Raw genomic sequence first — 16,904 nt, 5'->3', positions numbered from 1 at the left:
CCGGTCGAAATCGATTATAGACAGCGGGCTTACCCCTACCAGTGCTGTTTCAAGCATTTACAAGAAATACAAAGATATCGGCGACTTTACGCGGTGTTCGGGGCGGAAGGCCGGCTGCATGACATTTTGTGGTGCTTACGACTCTTCGCCAAGTGCGGCAAGCTGATCAGCCTGGTGTTCTGAGGCCAGCGCCGACAGCAGCTCATCCATGTCGCCGTCCATGATCATGTCGATCTTGTACAGCGTCAGGTTGATGCGGTGGTCGGTGACCCGCCCTTGCGGGAAGTTGTAGGTGCGGATGCGGTCGCTGCGGTCCCCCGAGCCGATCAGGTTGCGCCGCGTGCTGGCCTCCTTGGCCTGGGCGGCGCGCGTCTGCATGTCCTTGATGCGGGCCGCCAGCACCTTCATCGCCTTGTCCTTGTTGCGGTGCTGGCTGCGGTCGTCCTGGCACTCGACCACGATGCCGGTCGGCAGGTGGGTCAGGCGCACCGCGGAATCGGTCTTGTTGACGTGCTGCCCGCCCGCGCCCGAGGCGCGGAAGGTGTCGATGCGCAGGTCGGCCGGGTTGATCTCGACCTCGCCCACTTCATCGGCTTCTGGCATCACCGCGACCGTGCAGGCCGAAGTGTGGATGCGCCCCTGTGCCTCGGTCGCCGGCACGCGCTGCACGCGGTGGCCGCCGGATTCGAACTTCAGCCTGGAAAATGCAGCATCGCCGGCGATGCGCACGATCACTTCCTTGTAGCCCCCCAGGTCTGATTCCGATTCGCTCATCACTTCGACCTGCCAGCGCTGGCGTTCGGCGTAGCGCGTGTACATGCGCAGCAGGTCGCCGGCGAACAGCGCGCTCTCCTCGCCGCCGGTGCCGGCACGGATTTCCAGCAGCAGGTTGCGGTCGTCGTTGGGGTCCTTGGGCAGCAGCAGGCGCTGCAGGCTGGCTTCCAGGGCTTCCAGCCGCGCGCGCGCGCTGGCGATCTCGTCGGCGGCAAAGTCCTTCATCTCCGGATCGTCCAGCAGCGCCTGCGCGGTGGCCAGGTCGTCCTGCGCCTGGCGGTACTGGCCGTACTGCTCGGCCACCGGCGACAACTCGGCATGTTCGCGGCTGAGCTTGCGGTACTGGTCGATCTTCGCGGTCGCGTCTTCGCGCGCGAGCAGGGCGTTGACTTCATCGAGTCGCTCGGCCAGTTGGTCGAGCTTGGCAAGCATGCTGGCTTTCATCGGGTGCGGGGGAAAGAGGTGGGCCAGGGGCCGGGGCTACCCGCGGGCGGGCGGCGGCGTGCCGGCGCGGCAGGGCGCGCGCGGCGCAAGGGCAGAGCGGCTAGCGCTCGGAGTGGCTGCTGTGGCGGAACAGGCCCGGCACCAGGCGCAGCAGCGCCTCGCGGTCCTCGCCCTGGGTGTGGTTCAGTGCGTGGGTGGGGCCATGCAGGAACTTGCGGGTCAGCGCACCGGAGAGGGCCTCCAATACGGCTTCGGGGTCGTCGCCGCGTGCCAGCATGCGGCGCGCGCGTTCCAGTTCAGCCTGGCGGATGGCTTCGCCGCTGGTCTGCAGTTCGCGGATGACCGGCACCACGCTGCGGGTTTCCAGCCAGTGCATGAAGTTCTGCACCCGGCTTTCGATGATGGCCTCGGCCTGCGCCACCGCGGCCTGGCGCATCGCATTGCCTTCACGCACGATCGCGCCGAGATCGTCGACGGTGTACAGGAAGACGTCGTCCAGGCGCGCGACTTCGGGCTCGACGTCGCGCGGCACGGCCAGGTCGACCATCATGATGGGGCGGTGCTTGCGGCGCTTGACCGCGCGCTCCACCGCGCCCAGGCCGATGATCGGCAGCGAGCTGGCGGTGCAGGACACCACGATATCGAATTCATGCAGGCGCTCGCCCAGGTCGGTCAGGCGGATCGCGTTGGCGGTCAGGCCCTGGCCGGAGAGCTGCTCGGCGAGCTTTTCGCCGCGCTCGACGGTGCGGTTGGCCACCACGATCTGGCGCGGCTGCTGCGCGGCGAAGTGCGTGGCGCACAGTTCGATCATCTCGCCCGCGCCGATAAACAGCACGCGCTGGGTCGAGACGCTTTCAAAGATCCGCTGCGCCAGCCGCACCGCGGCCGCGGCCATCGATACCGAATGCGCGCCGATCTCGGTCTGGCCGCGCACTTCCTTGGCCACCGCGAAGGTGCGCTGGAACAGCTGGTTCAGGTACGTGCCCAGCGAGCCGGCCTCGCCGGCGGTGCGCACGGCGTCCTTGAGCTGGCCCAGGATCTGGGTCTCGCCCAGCACCATCGAATCCAGGCCGCTGGCCACGCGGAAGGCATGGCGCACGGCTTCGGACTGCGGCAGCGCGTACAGGTGCGGCGCCAGTTCGCCGGCGGGCACGTTGTGGTGCTGCGACAGCCAGCGCAGGGTGTGCTCGAAACCATCCGTGCCCGGCGTCAGGACGTCGGTCGCGCAGTAGATCTCGGTGCGGTTGCAGGTGGACAGGATGGCGGCTTCGGTGCCGCTGCGCCCCGACAGGTGGGAGCGCAGCGCACCCAGCGCGGGCTTGATCTGCTCGAGCGGAAACGCCACCCGCTCGCGCAGCGAGACGGGTGCCGTTGTGTGATTGATGCCGATCGCGAGCAGTTGCATTTGTAGGGGACGGGTACGGTCCGGAGCGTGGCCGGACCGGATGCCATTATACCGCCGGGATCGCTAATTGCAGGGTGCTGGGCCATCCGGGCCGGGCGGGGGCATGGCAGCGGCCCCGGATTGCAGTATCGTTACGCCGCAGCCCTTGCGGCTGTGATGCTGACAACACAGGAGAAGCGGATGCTGGGCACCTTGATCGTGGGTTTGCTGGTGGGGCTGGCGGCGCGCCGGCTGCATCCGGCAGGGCGCGTGGTGACCCTGCCGGCCGCGCTGGTGCTGGGTGCGGCGGGTGCGGCGGGCGCTTTCTACGGCGGCCGGGCCTTGCACCTGTTTATCGACGGGCAGCTCAGCAGCTGGCTGGCGGTGATCGCCGGCTCGGCGCTGCTGGTGGGGGCCTGGGGCGCGCTGCGGCCGCGCGGGCGGTAAGAACAGAACTGACCGCGGCGGCGGGAATCCGCTCGCCGCTTGACTTCGATCAGAAGCGGACCGGCGTTTGAACAGTGTCGGCCTTGGCTCTTCCCGCCAGCAGCCGGCGCAGCACGCCGCTGGAATAGTGACTGGCCACATCCTTCAGGAATGCCGCGAAGTCCACATGGGCGCTATCGTCGGCCCGGTCCGAAATGGTCCGCATCACGGCATACGGCACGCCGTATTCGTGGCAGACCTGCGCCACCGCGGCGCCTTCCATTTCCACCGCCAGCAATCCGGGCAGCCGCTCACGCAACTCCGTCACCGCCGCCGGTGAGCCGATGAACTGGTCGCCGCTGGCGATCATGCCGTGGTGCAGCGCCGGCGCGGCCACGCCGAATCGTTCCAGCACCTCGCGCGGCACCTCGGCAGGCAGGTCCAGCTGCAGAAATTCGCGCGCGGCGGCTTCCAGCTCGGCGGTCAGCGCCGGGTCGGCCGGGAACTCGGCACGGTCCAGCAGCGGCACTTCATGGCGGCCGAAGAACGGACGTGCGTCGAGGTCATGCTGGATGGTGCGGTCGGCGATGACGATGTCGCCGACATTGGTGCCGGCGCCAATGCCCCCGGCCAGCCCGGTGAAGACGATCTGCGTCGCGCCGAACTCGCGGATCAGGGTGACCGTGGTCGCCGACGCCGCCACCTTGCCCATGCGCGCCAGCACCAGCACGCACGGCTGCCCGAGCAGCTGGCCGGCATAGTAGTCGCGCATGCCGATGGTACGCACCGTGGCGCGGCTGTCGTCATGGCGCATGGCGGCCACCAGGCCATCGACTTCATCATGGATGGCGGCAAGGATTCCGAGAGTCATGGAGCGGGCGCAGGACGAAAAAACCACAGCATACCGGCCCGCGCAGGCCGGGCATAGATCAGAGCGCGACCGCACCGCACCGCACCCTCCCACGGAACAGGTGCGGCCCCCGCGCCGCTTTGCTAAAGTCCCCGTCATCTCAGCACGTAAGGACACTTACATGCAAGGCACACCCACCGTAGCCACCGGCGAACGGCGCGCCATCCGCCGGGCACTGGCCGACTGGCGCGCACTGGGGCGCCTGGACGCGGCCGGCGTCCCTGCGCCGTGGGCGCGCACCGAGCCCGTCGCCACCGACTGGCGCCGCTGGCTGGACACGGCGCTGATGGCGCTGGGCACCGCGCTGCTGTGCGCGGGCGTGATCGTGTTCTTCGCCTTCAACTGGCAGGATCTCCACAAGTTTTCCAAGTTCGGCCTGCTGGCCGGCGCGCTCACGCTGCTCGCCGCATTTGCCTGGCTGCGCCCGGCTGGCGACACCGCGGGCCGGGCCGCGCTGGGCGGCGCGCAGGTCGTCGCCGGCGTGCTGCTCGCGGTGATCGGGCAGATCTACCAGACCGGCGCCGACGCCTGGCAGCTGTTTGCGCTATGGGCGTTGCTGGCGGTGCCCTGGGCGCTGGCGGCGCGCGCCGCACCGCACTGGTGGCTGGTGATCGTGGTCGGCAACGTGGCGTTGCTGCGCTACTTCAGCATCCGCTTCGGTGTCGAAGGCGTGTTCGCGCTGTTGTTCGATACCCGCCATATGCGCACCGCCACGCTGGCGCTGCTGGGCGCGGTGGTACTGCAACTGGTGCTGTGGCAGCTGCTGTGCGCCCGCGCGCCGGCGCTGGGCTTCCGTGGGCAGACCGGCAGCCGCATGCTGGCCGCGCTGGCCTGCGTGCACGCCGGCTCGCTGGGGCTGGCCAGCCTGCTGGACAGCCATTTCGACGGTGCAGCATTCGCGCTGGCCTTGGTGGTACTAGCCGCCCTGGTCTGGTGGTTCCGCCAGCGTGCCTTCGACATCGTGGTGCTGAGCCTGGCCTGCCTGACCGGCATCGTGCTGGCGGTGGCCGGCATTGCCAAGGTGCTGTTCGAGGGCAAGGACGATTTCGGCGCCTTCCTGCTGCTCGGGCTGGTAACCATCGGCCTTGCCGCCGGCGCGGCCACCTGGCTGATGCGTGCCTGGCGCGGCCAACTGGAGCAGGCATGACGACCGAACTGCAGACCGGGCAACGGCTCTGGCAGGACCTCGCCGCACGCGGCGAGGTACAGGGCGAGCGGCCCGACCATACCCACACCCCCTGGGCCGTGCGCTGCCTGATGGGCGCGGCGGGCTGGCTCGGTGCCTTGTTCTTCCAGCTCTTCCTGGTCGGCACGGTCTTCGTCGCCGCGCGCGAGAACGGCATCGCCATGGCGGTGACCGGCCTGGCCATGATCGCGCTGGCCGCGCTGCTGTACTGGCGTGGCGGCGGCATTGCCGCGGGGCAGTTCGCGCTGGCCGTGAGCCTGAGCGGGCAGGGCATGGCCGTGTTCGGGCTGGTCGAGGCCCTGGGCTTCACGCGCGTCACCGAGAGCGCAGGCTTCTGGGCCGGGCTGGCGCTGTTCGAGGCCGCGCTCGCCTTGCTGGTCCCGAACCGGCTGCACCGGCTGCTGTGCGCGGTGGGCGCATGGATCGGGCTGGCAGGCGCCGTGCATCTCGTCCTGGCCGGCAGCGAGCCGGACGACTGGCTGTTGCTGACGTGGTCCCTCGGCTGGCTGGTGCCGCTCGGCTGCGCGCTGGTGACGGGTTTCGCGCTGGCCGAAGCACGCCTGTGCGCGGCCGGCCGCCACACGCTGCTGGAACCGCTGGCCGACGCGACGCTGCTGTTCACGCTGGCCGTCGCACTGGTCGTCACCGGCATGAGCCATCCGCTGGCCTGGCTGGGCGGCCCGGAAGCCGGACGCATCCCGCTCGCGCACTGGGTCGCGGGCGGGCTGGCCACAGTGGTGCTGGCCGGCTTCGCGCTCGTCGAATGCCGCCGGCTGGCGCTCAGCCCCGCCCTGCAGGGCGCCGTCCTTGCCGGCGTGGCGGCCTTCGGCGCGCTGATGGCGGCCGCGCCCGCGGTCGTGGCAGGAGTTCTCGCGCTCGGCCTGGCGCTGCGCCGCGCGTCGATGCCGTGGCTGGGCCTGGGCATCGCCAGCATCGCTGTCGGCTTTATCTGGTACTACAGCGCGCTGCACTGGACCCTTGTGGCCAAGTCCGCCACGCTCGCCGCGGCCGGCGCACTGTTGCTGGCCGGCCGCTACTGGCTGCTGCGCACCCGCACCGGCAAGGAGGCCGCATGAAACGCTGGATCCTGATTGCCTGGGCCCTGACGCTGGCACTCGCCGCCGCCGGCATCGCCGGCAAGGAGCGCCTGCTGGCACGCGGCGATACCGTCTACCTCAAGCTCGCCCCGGTCGACCCGCGCTCGCTGATGCAGGGCGACTACATGGCGCTGAACTTTGACATCGGCAACCAGATCCGCACCGCTCAGACGCAGGACGACCGGCCATCCCGCGACGGCGTGGCCGTGATCCGCCGCGATGAACAGGGCGTGGCCAGCTTTGTGCGCGTACACGGCGGCGAGCCGCTGGCGGCAGGGGAGCAGCTGCTGCGCTACCAGGTCGCCCGCTCGCGCTGGGGCGGCACGCAGGTGCAGGTGTCGACCGATGCGTATTTCTTCCAGGAGGGGCAGGGCGAGCGGTTTGCACAGGCGCAGTATGGGGAATTTCGCGTAGGGGCGGACGGGCAGGCGCTGCTGCTGGGGTTGCGGGGGAAGGGGATGGAGAGGTTGTGAGGCGAAAGTGATAATCGCCCGGCCCAAAGAAAAAAGCCACCGCATGCGGCACCGCATGCGGTGGCTTTTTCATGACGTCTGGCGGTCTTAGACGTTGAACAGGAAGTTCATCACATCCCCATCCTTCACCACATACTCCTTGCCTTCCGCCCGCATCTTGCCGGCTTCCTTCGCGCCGGTCTCACCCTTGAAGCTGATGAAGTCTTCATAGGCGATGGTCTGCGCGCGGATAAAGCCGCGTTCGAAGTCGGTGTGGATCACGCCGGCTGCCTTGGGGGCGGTGTCGCCGACGTGGATGGTCCAGGCGCGCACTTCCTTGACGCCGGCGGTGAAGTAGGTCTGCAGGCCGAGCAGCTTGAAGCCGGCACGGATCACACGGTCCAGGCCGGGTTCTTCCATGCCCAGGTCGGCCAGGAATTCGGCCTTGTCGGCGTCGTCCAGGTCGGCGATCTCGGCTTCGATGGCGGCGCAGACGGACACCACGGGGGAATTGGTCAGCTTGGCGTGCTCGCGCACGGCGTCCAGGTGCGGGTTGTTCTCGAAGCCGTCTTCACGCACGTTGGCGACGTACATGGTCGGCTTGGCGGTGATCAGGCAGAACGGCCGGATGGCTTCCCACTCTTCGGGCGCCAGGTCCAGGGTGCGCACGGCCTTGGCCTGGTCCAGCACGGCTTGCGCCTTTTCCAGCACGGCGACCAGGCGCAGGGCTTCCTTGTCGCCGGCGCGGGCCGGCTTGATGTAGCGGGCCAGGGCCTTCTCGACGGTGGCCAGGTCGGCCAGCGCGAGTTCGGTGTTGATCACTTCGATGTCCGACAGCGGGTCCACCTTGCCGGCCACGTGGATCACGTTATCGTCCTCGAAGCAGCGCACCACGTGGGTGATGGCGTCGCATTCGCGGATATTGGCCAGGAACTGGTTGCCCAGGCCTTCACCCTTGGAGGCGCCCGCCACCAGGCCGGCGATATCGACGAACTCGACCGTGGCCGGCAGCACGCGCTCCGGCTTGACGATCTCCGCCAGCTTGGCGAGCCTCGGATCCGGCACTTCGACCACGCCCACATTGGGTTCGATGGTGCAGAACGGGTAGTTTTCGGCGGCGATGCCGGCCTTGGTCAGGGCATTGAACAGCGTGGACTTGCCGACGTTGGGCAGGCCGACGATGCCGCATTGGAGGCTCATGGTAGAAGGCGGGAAATTGCAAAACCCGTATTCTAGCGGATGGGGGCCTCGCCATCGGCCGGGTTGAGCCGGCGTGGGGCGGGGCCAGGAGTGACGTGGCTATAATCCAGCCATGACCCGATCCCACGCGTCCGCGCGCCCGTCTGCGCGCAACTCCTCCGCTTTCCAGGTTGCTGTCGTCGGCGGCGGCATCGTCGGCAAGTCCTGCGCGCTGCTGCTGGCCCAGCAGGGCATGGACGTGGCGCTGGTCGCGCCCAGGCCGCCCCGCGCCAGCGGCCGCACGGCGGCGGGGCCGGATGACTGGGACAGCCGCATCTACGCCTTCTCGGCCAGCTCGCAGGCGCTGCTGGAGCGCATGCGGGTGTGGGAGGCGCTGGACCCGGCGCGGATCCAGCCGGTGCGCGACATGCGCGTGTTCGGCGATGTCAGCGCGGCCGAGACCTCGCCCAGCCTGGACGGGGACCTGCATTTCTCGGCCTACGCGGCCGCGGTACCGCAGCTGGCGTGGATCATCGAATCCAGCCACGTCGAGCGCGCACTCGACACGGCGCTGGGCTTCCAGCACCAGGTGACCTGGCACGACGCCACGGCGAGCGCGTTCGAGCGCGATCCTGACGGCGTCACGCTGACCCTGGGCAATGGCGAGAAGCTGCGCACGGCCTGCGTGGTCGGTGCCGACGGGGCGCGCTCCTGGCTGCGCCAGCAATGCCACATCGGCGTCAGCACGCGCAAGTACCGCCAGCTGGGCGTGGTCGCCAATTTCGCCTGCGAGCGCCCGCACCAGGAAACCGCGTGGCAGTGGTTCCTGGGCGCGCCCGAAAAGCTGATGGCCGACGAGGAACCCGCCAACGGAGAAGTGCTGGCGATACTGCCGCTGCCGGACAACCATGTGTCGATGGTCTGGGCCGCCGAAGAGGCCCACGCGCGCGAGCTGCTGGCGCTGTCGCCCGAGGCGCTCGCCGCCACGGTGATGCAGGGCGCCAGCGGCGCGGTCGGCGCGCAGTTCGGCGCGCTGCGCTGCGTGACCCCGGCGCAGGGCTTCCCGCTGGTGCTGCAGCGTGCCGACCAGTTCGTGCAGCCGCACGTGGCGCTGGTGGGCGACGCCGCCCACGTGTTGCATCCGCTGGCCGGCCAGGGCATGAACCTGGGCCTGCGCGATGTCGCGGAACTTGGCCGCGTGATGGCCGACAAAGAACCTTTCCGCAGCGAGGGCGACCTGCGCTTGCTGCGCCGCTACGAGCGCGCCCGCGCCACCGATTTGCTTGCGCTGACCGCGGCCACCGACGGGCTGCACCGGTTGTTCTCGTTGCCGGGCGGCGTCGCGCGCGTGGTGCGCAACACCGGCATGCGCGCGGTCGGCGGCCAGTCCTTGCTCAAGCGCTTCCTGATCGCGCGCGCGCTTGGCTGACCGCGGCCGCACCAACGTTCCGATCCCTTTACCGAATACTCTGGAGTCCACATGTTCCCATTCCTGCGCCGCCGCCCCGCCATGAGCGCCGCGATCACCGCCATTGCCGGCGGGCTGGCCGCGGCGGGCTTCGCGCTGCATGCCATGGCCGCGGGCGAGCCCGGCACCGACCGCATCAAGGAGTCGCTGCAGAAGATGGTGGGCGGCCGTGCTGAGGTGAAGAGCGTGAGCAAGACCCCGGTGCCGGGCCTGTTCGAGGCCAATATCGGCGGGCAGGTGGTCTACACCGACGCCTCGGGCCGCTACATCCTGAACGGCGAGATGATCGACACCCGCACCGGCACCAACCTGACCGAGGAGCGGCTGGCCGAGATCAACCGCATCAAGTGGTCGGACCTGCCGCTGGCGCGCGCGATCAAGTGGACCAAGGGCGATGGCAGCCGCCAGGTGGCGGTGTTCTCCGACCCCAACTGCGGCTATTGCAAGCGCATCGAGCAAACCTTCCAGCAAATGGACAACATCACCGTGTACACCTTCCTGTACCCGGTGCTGTCGCCGGATTCCGAAACCAAGGCCAAGCAGGTCTGGTGCGCGTCCGACCGCACCAAGGCCTGGCGCGACTGGATGCTCAAGCAGGTGGCGCTGACCGGCAACGGCAGCTGCAAGACCCCGCTGGAAGAGAACCTGGCATTGGGCCACAGCATGAACGTGACCGGCACTCCGGCGGTGTTCTTCACCGACGGCACCCGCATCCCCGGCGCGGCAGACGTCGCCACGCTGGAACGCAAGCTCGCCAGCATCAAGAAATAAGCGCGCGCCGGACCTGTACCGGCCCGATCGACGGCCGGACTTGTCCGGCCGTTCTGCTTTCTGCCTATCCCCTTATCCCATGCGATCGCCGACAGGCGACAAAGGAGACACCATGACCTTCCAGGCATTGCTGCTGACCCAGGCCGACGGCGCCACCCAGGCCAGTATCGCCACGCTCGACGACGCGCAGCTGCCCGCCGACGGCGACGTGCTGGTTGCCGTCGACTACTCCACCATCAACTTCAAGGACGGACTGGCGATCACGGGCCGCTCGCCGGTGGTGCGCAAGTGGCCGATGGTGGCGGGCATCGACGGCGCCGGCACGGTGCTGGAATCCGCGCACCCGCGCTGGAAGGCTGGCGACAAGGTAGTGCTCAACGGCTACGGCGTAGGCGAGACGCATTGGGGCTGCCTGGCGCAGCGCGCGCGCCTGAAGGGCGACTGGCTGGTGCGCCTGCCCGACGCCTTCACCACGCGCCAGGCCATGGCGATCGGCACCGCGGGCTATACCGCGATGCTGTCGGTGCTGGCGCTGGAGCGCGGCGGCGTCGACGGCCCGGTGCGCCCCGGCGATGGCGAGGTGCTGGTGACCGGCGCCTCGGGCGGAGTGGGGACGGTGGCGATCTCGCTGCTGAGCAAGCTCGGCTACAAGGTGGTGGCCTCGACCGGCAAGACCCGGGAGGCGGATTTCCTGAAGGCGCTGGGCGCCGATGATGTGATCGACCGTGCTGAGCTGGGCGTACCCGGCAAGCCGCTGCAAAAGGAGCGCTGGGCCGCGGTGGTCGACTCGGTCGGCTCGCACACGCTGGTCAATGCCTGCGCCCAGGTGCGCTACGGCGGCGTGGTGACGGCGTGCGGGCTGGCGCAGGGCCTGGACTTCCCGGGGTCGGTGGCGCCGTTCATCCTGCGCGGCATCACCTTGCACGGCATCGACAGCGTGATGGCGGCGATGCCGCTGCGCGAGCAGGCCTGGCAGCGCCTGGCCGGCGACCTGGAGCCGGACCGGCTCAATGCGCTGACGCGCGAGATCGGCCTGGGCGATGCGATCGAGGCGGGCCGCAAGATCATGGAAGGCGGCATGCGCGGGCGCGTGGTGGTGGATTTGAATCGCGGCTGATCGCGCACCGTCGCCCTGATGCACCACCGCGTAGGCGCTGCATCCGTGTCCTAGCGCCGACGTTACAATCCTGCCCATGACGCCGATCCGCTACGCCATCGCCCCGCTTCAGCCTGAAGCGCACCTGTTTGCCGTCACCGTCACCGTGAGCGAGCCCGATCCCGCCGGCCAGTGTTTCTCGCTGCCGGCCTGGATCCCTGGCAGCTACATGATCCGGGACTTCGCGCGCAATATCGTGCGCATCCGCGCCGATGCGGGCGGGCGCGAGGTCAGGCTGACCAAGCTCGACAAGCAGCGCTGGCAGGCCGCGCCAGTCAGCCTGGCCGACGGCCCGCTGACGCTCAGCTACGAGGTCTATGCCTGGGACCTGTCGGTGCGCGCGGCGCACCTGGACAGCACCCACGGCTTCTTCAACGGCAGCTCGGTGTTCCTGGGCGTGGACGGGCAGGCCGAGCGGCCATGCACCGTCGATATCCATGCGCCCGTGGGCGAGGCCTATCGCGGCTGGCGCGTCGCCACCGCCATGCGCGAAGCGCCGGGCCGCGCAGGCGCCAAGCGCTACGGCTTCGGCCGCTACCAGGTGGCCGACTACGATGAGCTGGTCGACCATCCGGTTGAGATGGGCACCTTCCAGCTGGCCAGCTTCCGCGCCTGCGGCGCGCAGCACGACGTGGTCTTCACCGGGCGCGTGCCGCAACTCGACCTCGAGCGCGTGTGCCGCGACCTGAAGCGCATCTGCGAACAGCAGATCCGGCTGTTCGAGCCCAAGACCGCGCAGGCGCCGTTCCTGGACAGCAACCGCCGCTACGTCTTCATGACGATGGTCACCAGCGACGGCTACGGCGGCCTGGAACACCGCGCCAGCACCGCGCTGATATGCGCGCGCAATGACCTGCCGGTGCGCGGCGACAGCGATACCAGCGAGGGCTACCGCACCTTCCTCGGGCTGTGCAGCCACGAGTATTTCCACACCTGGAACGTCAAGCGCATCAAGCCGGCCGCGTTCGTGCCGTACCGGCTGGCCGAGGAAACCTACACGCCGCTGCTGTGGCTGTTCGAGGGTTTCACCAGCTATTACGACGACCTGGTGCTGGTGCGCTCCGGCTGCATCACCGACGAGCAGTACATCGAGATGCTGGCCAAGACCTGGAACGGCGTGCTGCGCGGCAGCGGCCGCACCAAGCAGAGCGTGGCGGAAAGCTCCTTCGATGCCTGGACCAAGTACTACCGCCAGGACGAGAATGCCCCCAACGCCATCGTCAGCTACTACACCAAGGGTTCGCTGGTGGCGCTGGCGCTGGACCTGACCATTCGCGACAAGACCCGCGGGCGACGCTCGCTGGACGATGTCATGCGCGCGCTGTGGCGCCGCTACGGCCGCGGCTTCTACGCGCCGGGCGCGGTGCAGCGCGGCGTGACCGAGGCCGAGGTCCATGCGCTGTTCGATGAAGTCACCGGCCTGCGCATGGGGCCGCTGCTGCGCTCGCTGACCGAAGGCACCGGCGAGCTGCCGCTGCCGGCGCTGTTCAAGGTGTTCGGCGTCAAGGCCGAGGCGCAGAAGCCGGCGCGCACCGCGGCGCTGGGTATCAAGGTCAAGAGCGATGAGGGCTGGGTGCGCGTGGCGCAGGTGTTCGACGGCGGCGCCGCGCAGGCCGCGGGCCTGTCCGCCGGCGACCTGCTGGTGGCGATCGACGGCCTGCGCGTGGCGCCGGGCCAGATCGACAAGCTGCTGGCGCGCTACCGTAGCGGCGACCGCATCGAGCTGCACGCCTTCCGCCGCGACGAGCTGCAGGTGCTGCCGGTGACGCTGGCACGCGAGCCGGCTGCGCAGTTCAAGGTGAAGCTCGAGAGCGGACGGCACGCGGCGCGCTCGCGCTGGCTAGGCCAATGAACTAGTTTTCCGCTGCCACACCCGCCACCGCACGCCATCGCCCCCGCTGCATGCAATACGCGCACGATCCCCGCACCTTCCTGTATTCGCACTACATCTACCGGGGGCTGCGCTCGGCCACCGGGGTGATCGGCGCCACGCTGATCGCGCTGCACTTCAGCGACCTGCCCACCGCGATGGTGGTGTCGATGGGGGCGCTGTGCACCAGCCTGATGGACCTGCCCAGCCCGCTGAACCACAAGTTCAACGAGATGATGGCCAGCGTTTTGCTGTGCAGCGTGGTCACGCTGGTGGTGGCGCTGGCCACGCCGTTCCCGCGCGTGATGCCGTTCCTGCTGGTGCTGGTGACGTTCCTGGCCGGCATGATGACGGTGTACGGCAACAAGACGCTGCCGCTGCAGTTCGCGGCGCTGTTCGTGATGACGCTGACCATCAACGAAGACTTCCTGGTGCGGCGCGCGCTGGAGCACGCGGCGCTGTTCAGCATCGGCGCGGTCGCTTATCTCGGCTATGCGATGCTGGTGAGCTGGATCACCGAGCGCCGCACCAAGCAGCAGGTGCTGGCCGAATCGTTGTATGAGCTGGCCGGCTATCTCGAGATCAAGGCCGGCTTCTACGATGCCGGCAACGACTACGAGGCCCAGTTCAACCAGCTGGTGCGCCAGCAGATCGTGGTGGCCGAGCGCCAGCAGGCCGCGCGCGACCTGGTGCTGCGCGGCAACCGCACCCCGCACGACGGGCTGCTGGTGCAGGTGCACCTGCGCATGCTCGACCTGTACGAGTACATCCTGTCGACCAACACCGACTATCCGCTGCTGCGCCAGACTTTTGCCGGCACGCCGGTGCTGGACCACCTGCGCGGGCTGGTGCTGCAGATGTGCAAGGACGTGGAAGAGATCGCCTACGAGGTCACGCGCGGCCGCGCCTCGTACGCCACGGTGGAATATCGCCAGGGCCTGCGCGCGGTCGAGGCCGAGATCGAGCAATTTCGCCACCACCATATCAACCCGGCGGCGATGACGGCGCTGGTTGATACGCTCGACATGATGCGCGGCGCGATCACGCTGGTCGGCCAGCTGCACGAAGCGTCGCGCACGCCGGTGGAGCCGGCCAGGGTGCTGCCCGGCTCGGACATGACGCCGTTCCTGACGCGCCAGAAGTATGAGTTCAGCGTGCTGCGCGACAACCTGAAGTGGAGTTCGCCGGCGTTCCGCTTCTCGCTGCGGATCTCGATGGCGGTGTCGCTGGGGCTGTGGATTGCCGAGCACCTGCCCTATGTGTCGCACAGCTATTGGATCCTGCTGACCATCATCGTCATCCTGAAGCCCAACTTCAGCATGACCAAGCAGCGCTACAACGACCGCCTGATCGGCACGCTGATTGGCTGCGTGGTCTCGGTCGCGATCCTGAAGGTGGTGCACCAGCCGCTGATCCTGCTGGGCGTGCTGTTCCTGTCGCTGGTGGCCAGCGCAGCGTTCGTGACCATCAAGTACCGCTACACCGCGATTGCCGCCTGCATCCAGGTGCTGATCCAGATTCACCTGCTGATGCCGGGGAGTCCCACGGTGGCGGGCGAGCGGCTGGTGGATACCGTGATCGGCGGCATCATCGCCTCGCTGTTCAGCTTTGTGCTGCCGAGCTGGGAATACCGCGCCATCCCCAAGCTGGTGGAGGGCGTGCTGCAGGCCAACCGCCGCTATATCGGCGCCACGCGCGACCTGCTGCTGCGCCGGACCAAGGATGACTTTGCCTACCGCGTGCAGCGCAAGCAGTTCATGGACAACCTGTCGGCGCTGATCTCGTCGTTCCAGCGCATGCTGGACGAGCCCAAGAGCCGGCACCGCGCGGTGGACAACCTGAACCGCTTTATCGTGCAGAACTACCTGGTGGCCGCGCACGTGGCGGCGGCGCGCATCCAGGTGCGCCAGCACTATGACGAACTCGATATCCCGGCCGCGGAAGCCGCGATCGAGCAGGCCACCGAGGCCGCCAGCCACAGCCTGCAGGTGGCCAGCGAGCGGCTGCATGCCGATGAGCGGGGCGGCGGCCGTGGCGCGGGCTTTGTCCGCAGCGGGAAGACGCCGGTGGAACGCAAGGAGGCAGCGCCTGCCGCCGCGGACAAGGCGGACGAAACCCCCGCTGAAGCTGTCGCCGGTGCCGAACCAGTGGCGGCCACCGTCAGCGCAGAAGTCGCCGAGGCCGCCGAGGATGCCGAGGATGCCGTTGCCGAACGCCGCGCCCGCCTGGCCGATTCGGCCGACAAGCGCCGCACCGACGTGCTGGTGCACGCGGCCGCCGCCGGCGAATCCAGCCATGAGGCTGGTCCCACCGCCAGCTCCACCGGCCGTCCGGCCAATGCGGTGCTGGACCGCCGCCTGCGCGCGTTGCGCGAGGATGCGGCCAAGATCGCGCTGCGCACGGGGGCCATCGGGCGCGCCATACGGGCGCGCGTCTGAGCCTGGTGGCTTAAGGCGCCTCGGGCAGCTCTTCCTCGGGCAGTGTCAGCATGCCGCTGTTGTAGCGGTACTCGTAGATCTCGCCGTAGCGCCCCCAGCCGATCGCCACGCTGAGCACGCGCTCGGCCTCGGCGGGCTTCAGGAACTGCTCCAGTTCGTGCAGCACCTGTTCCTCGCGGATCTCGCCGGCCTCGCTCGCTACCAGTTCGCGGCGGATATGCGCGGCCAGTGCGACGTTGCCCAGCAACTGCTGGCCGAACATCACCTTGCGTTGCTGCGGCCCGGCGGCGTACCAGGCGCGGCCGGCCTCGGTGGCGGCGATGTCGCCGCGCTCGATCGACACCAGTTGCACCAGCTGCAGCGCTTCGCACGCAGGCAGCAGTTCGTCGTCGGTGAGGCCGGCTTCGTCGGCCAGGTGGGGCAGGTCGGCGCGGCAGTTGAAGGGTGCCTCGCACAGCAGGTCGAGGATGGCTTCCATCTGGCTGATGTCGGCGTCCGGCAGCCGGTAGGCGATCTGGCGCGCGGGCGCTTGCGCGGGCAGGCGCGCTTCCGCCGCGGGGGCGGTCATCAGCGCGTAGATCTCGTCGACCAGCGCGCGCACCTGCGCGCTGTCGCGGTTGCGCGGGCGCGGCAGCGCAACCGGCACTTCGGCGCGGATGCGGCCCGGGTCGCTCGACAGGATCACGATGCGGTCGGCCATCATCACCGCCTCTTCGATATTGTGCGAGACGATCAGGATGCTCCTGATATTGGCACGGCCGCTTTCCCACAGCGCCAGCATCTCGTCGCGCAGGGTCTCGCCGGTCAGCACGTCCAGGGCTGAGAAGGCTTCGTCCATCAGCAGCAGGTCCGGCTCGGTCACCAGCGCGCGCGCAATGCCCACGCGCTGGCGCATGCCGCCCGACAGCTCGCGCGGCAGCGCGCTGTTGAAGCCGGCCAGCCCGATCATGTCGATCGCGGCCTCGGCGCGGCGCTCGCGCTCGGCCCTGGGCACGCCCTGGGCTTCGAGCCCCAGCTCGACGTTCTGCTGCACCGTCAGCCACGGGAACAGCGCGAACGACTGGAACACCATGGCGATGCCCTCGGCGGTGCCGGCCAGCCGTTCGCCGCGAAAGTGCACCTCGCCGCGGTCGGCGCCGACCAGCCCGGCCATGATGCGCAACAGCGTGGACTTGCCCGAGCCGGACTTGCCCAGCATGGCGACGATCTCGCCCTCGCGCAGCGTCAGGTCCACGCCTTCGAGCACGGCGCGGTCGCTCTGGCTGGCGGTGCGGAAGATCTTGCCGACGCCGCGCAGCTCGATCACGGCGGGGGCGGCGGTGGATGCAATGTTCTCTGCCATCGTTGCC

14 protein-coding genes are annotated in these 16,904 nt (G+C 69.0%); 9 read left to right on the top strand and 5 right to left on the bottom strand.

The window, feature by feature from the left end; translation table 11 throughout:
- Window positions 1-135: 135 nt before the first annotated feature.
- Window positions 136-1,218, bottom strand: coding sequence for a peptide chain release factor 1 (prfA, locus tag AC3WLF_RS22805; RefSeq protein WP_010809881.1), 1,083 nt, complete (start codon window positions 1,216-1,218; stop codon window positions 136-138).
- Between the two features lie 100 nt (window positions 1,219-1,318).
- Window positions 1,319-2,623, bottom strand: coding sequence for a glutamyl-tRNA reductase (gene hemA, locus AC3WLF_RS22800; RefSeq protein WP_010809882.1), 1,305 nt, complete (start codon window positions 2,621-2,623; stop codon window positions 1,319-1,321).
- A 180-nt stretch (window positions 2,624-2,803) separates the two neighbouring features.
- Here hemA and AC3WLF_RS22795 point away from each other — a divergent pair, with 180 nt between their 5' ends.
- Entirely contained in the window at window positions 2,804-3,049 is a 246-nt protein-coding gene (locus AC3WLF_RS22795) for a hypothetical protein (RefSeq protein ID WP_010809883.1), read from the top strand.
- 49 nt (window positions 3,050-3,098) lie between these two features.
- On the opposite strand, the gene AC3WLF_RS22790 is transcribed toward AC3WLF_RS22795, so the two are convergent.
- Window positions 3,099-3,899 carry a 5'-methylthioadenosine/adenosylhomocysteine nucleosidase gene (locus AC3WLF_RS22790; protein WP_010809884.1) on the bottom strand — a complete coding sequence of 267 codons (801 nt, stop codon included), beginning with the start codon at window positions 3,897-3,899 and terminating at the stop codon, window positions 3,099-3,101.
- A gap of 160 nt (window positions 3,900-4,059) precedes the next feature.
- Here AC3WLF_RS22790 and AC3WLF_RS22785 point away from each other — a divergent pair, with 160 nt between their 5' ends.
- Genes AC3WLF_RS22785 through AC3WLF_RS22775 form a run of 3 tightly spaced genes read left to right on the top strand, consistent with a single transcriptional unit; the run spans window position 4,060 to window position 6,694 of the window.
- Window positions 4,060-5,085, top strand: coding sequence for a DUF2157 domain-containing protein (locus tag AC3WLF_RS22785; RefSeq protein ID WP_492358875.1), 1,026 nt, complete (start codon window positions 4,060-4,062; stop codon window positions 5,083-5,085).
- Window positions 5,082-6,200, top strand: a complete 1,119-nt coding sequence (locus tag AC3WLF_RS22780; RefSeq protein ID WP_492353457.1) for a DUF4401 domain-containing protein — start codon at window positions 5,082-5,084, stop codon at window positions 6,198-6,200. The genes AC3WLF_RS22785 and AC3WLF_RS22780 overlap by 4 nt, the downstream gene beginning before the upstream one ends.
- A complete protein-coding gene (locus tag AC3WLF_RS22775; RefSeq protein ID WP_492321469.1) occupies window positions 6,197-6,694 on the top strand; it encodes a GDYXXLXY domain-containing protein in 498 nt (165 codons plus the stop codon). The genes AC3WLF_RS22780 and AC3WLF_RS22775 overlap by 4 nt, the downstream gene beginning before the upstream one ends.
- Window positions 6,695-6,781: 87 nt before the next feature.
- On the opposite strand, the gene ychF is transcribed toward AC3WLF_RS22775, so the two are convergent.
- Window positions 6,782-7,873 (bottom strand): redox-regulated ATPase YchF, encoded by a 1,092-nt coding sequence (gene ychF, locus AC3WLF_RS22770; RefSeq protein WP_492321461.1) that lies wholly within the window; start codon window positions 7,871-7,873, stop codon window positions 6,782-6,784.
- Between the two features lie 112 nt (window positions 7,874-7,985).
- Here ychF and AC3WLF_RS22765 point away from each other — a divergent pair, with 112 nt between their 5' ends.
- From AC3WLF_RS22765 to AC3WLF_RS22745, 5 genes are all read left to right on the top strand, one after another.
- Window positions 7,986-9,281, top strand: coding sequence for a UbiH/UbiF family hydroxylase (locus AC3WLF_RS22765; protein WP_492358874.1), 1,296 nt, complete (start codon window positions 7,986-7,988; stop codon window positions 9,279-9,281).
- 51 nt (window positions 9,282-9,332) lie between these two features.
- The gene (locus tag AC3WLF_RS22760; protein WP_011616111.1) at window positions 9,333-10,091 is read left to right on the top strand and encodes a DsbC family protein; all 759 of its coding nucleotides are present in this window, start codon (window positions 9,333-9,335) and stop codon (window positions 10,089-10,091) included.
- Window positions 10,092-10,203: 112 nt separating this feature from the next.
- Window positions 10,204-11,208, top strand: coding sequence for an acrylyl-CoA reductase (NADPH) (acuI, locus tag AC3WLF_RS22755; RefSeq protein WP_492358873.1), 1,005 nt, complete (start codon window positions 10,204-10,206; stop codon window positions 11,206-11,208).
- Between the two features lie 76 nt (window positions 11,209-11,284).
- Window positions 11,285-13,099 (top strand): M61 family metallopeptidase, encoded by a 1,815-nt coding sequence (locus AC3WLF_RS22750; protein ID WP_492353389.1) that lies wholly within the window; start codon window positions 11,285-11,287, stop codon window positions 13,097-13,099.
- A 50-nt stretch (window positions 13,100-13,149) separates the two neighbouring features.
- Window positions 13,150-15,555 carry an FUSC family protein gene (locus AC3WLF_RS22745; protein WP_492358872.1) on the top strand — a complete coding sequence of 802 codons (2,406 nt, stop codon included), beginning with the start codon at window positions 13,150-13,152 and terminating at the stop codon, window positions 15,553-15,555.
- Between the two features lie 10 nt (window positions 15,556-15,565).
- Here AC3WLF_RS22745 and AC3WLF_RS22740 read toward each other — a convergent pair whose 3' ends face one another.
- Window positions 15,566-16,897 (bottom strand): ABC transporter ATP-binding protein, encoded by a 1,332-nt coding sequence (locus tag AC3WLF_RS22740; RefSeq protein WP_340521860.1) that lies wholly within the window; start codon window positions 16,895-16,897, stop codon window positions 15,566-15,568.
- Between the last annotated feature and the right edge of the window lie 7 nt (window positions 16,898-16,904).

Source organism: Cupriavidus sp. FW306-01-F10A (assembly GCF_058782785.1).
This window is presented reverse-complemented; position numbering and strand designations above follow the sequence as displayed.

What these genes read in the sequence shown, in the direction of transcription:
- hemA (WP_010809882.1), bottom strand. Translation starts at nt 2,623, where the DNA reads ATGCAACTGCTCGCGATCGGCATCAATCACACAACGGCACCCGTCTCG.
- AC3WLF_RS22745 (WP_492358872.1), top strand. Translation starts at nt 13,150, where the DNA reads ATGCAATACGCGCACGATCCCCGCACCTTCCTGTATTCGCACTACATC.
- AC3WLF_RS22750 (WP_492353389.1), top strand. Translation starts at nt 11,285, where the DNA reads ATGACGCCGATCCGCTACGCCATCGCCCCGCTTCAGCCTGAAGCGCAC.
- AC3WLF_RS22785 (WP_492358875.1), top strand. Translation starts at nt 4,060, where the DNA reads ATGCAAGGCACACCCACCGTAGCCACCGGCGAACGGCGCGCCATCCGC.
- AC3WLF_RS22780 (WP_492353457.1), top strand. Translation starts at nt 5,082, where the DNA reads ATGACGACCGAACTGCAGACCGGGCAACGGCTCTGGCAGGACCTCGCC.
- acuI (WP_492358873.1), top strand. Translation starts at nt 10,204, where the DNA reads ATGACCTTCCAGGCATTGCTGCTGACCCAGGCCGACGGCGCCACCCAG.
- AC3WLF_RS22765 (WP_492358874.1), top strand. Translation starts at nt 7,986, where the DNA reads ATGACCCGATCCCACGCGTCCGCGCGCCCGTCTGCGCGCAACTCCTCC.
- AC3WLF_RS22790 (WP_010809884.1), bottom strand. Translation starts at nt 3,899, where the DNA reads ATGACTCTCGGAATCCTTGCCGCCATCCATGATGAAGTCGATGGCCTG.
- AC3WLF_RS22775 (WP_492321469.1), top strand. Translation starts at nt 6,197, where the DNA reads ATGAAACGCTGGATCCTGATTGCCTGGGCCCTGACGCTGGCACTCGCC.
- AC3WLF_RS22740 (WP_340521860.1), bottom strand. Translation starts at nt 16,897, where the DNA reads ATGGCAGAGAACATTGCATCCACCGCCGCCCCCGCCGTGATCGAGCTG.
- AC3WLF_RS22795 (WP_010809883.1), top strand. Translation starts at nt 2,804, where the DNA reads ATGCTGGGCACCTTGATCGTGGGTTTGCTGGTGGGGCTGGCGGCGCGC.
- prfA (WP_010809881.1), bottom strand. Translation starts at nt 1,218, where the DNA reads ATGAAAGCCAGCATGCTTGCCAAGCTCGACCAACTGGCCGAGCGACTC.
- ychF (WP_492321461.1), bottom strand. Translation starts at nt 7,873, where the DNA reads ATGAGCCTCCAATGCGGCATCGTCGGCCTGCCCAACGTCGGCAAGTCC.
- AC3WLF_RS22760 (WP_011616111.1), top strand. Translation starts at nt 9,333, where the DNA reads ATGTTCCCATTCCTGCGCCGCCGCCCCGCCATGAGCGCCGCGATCACC.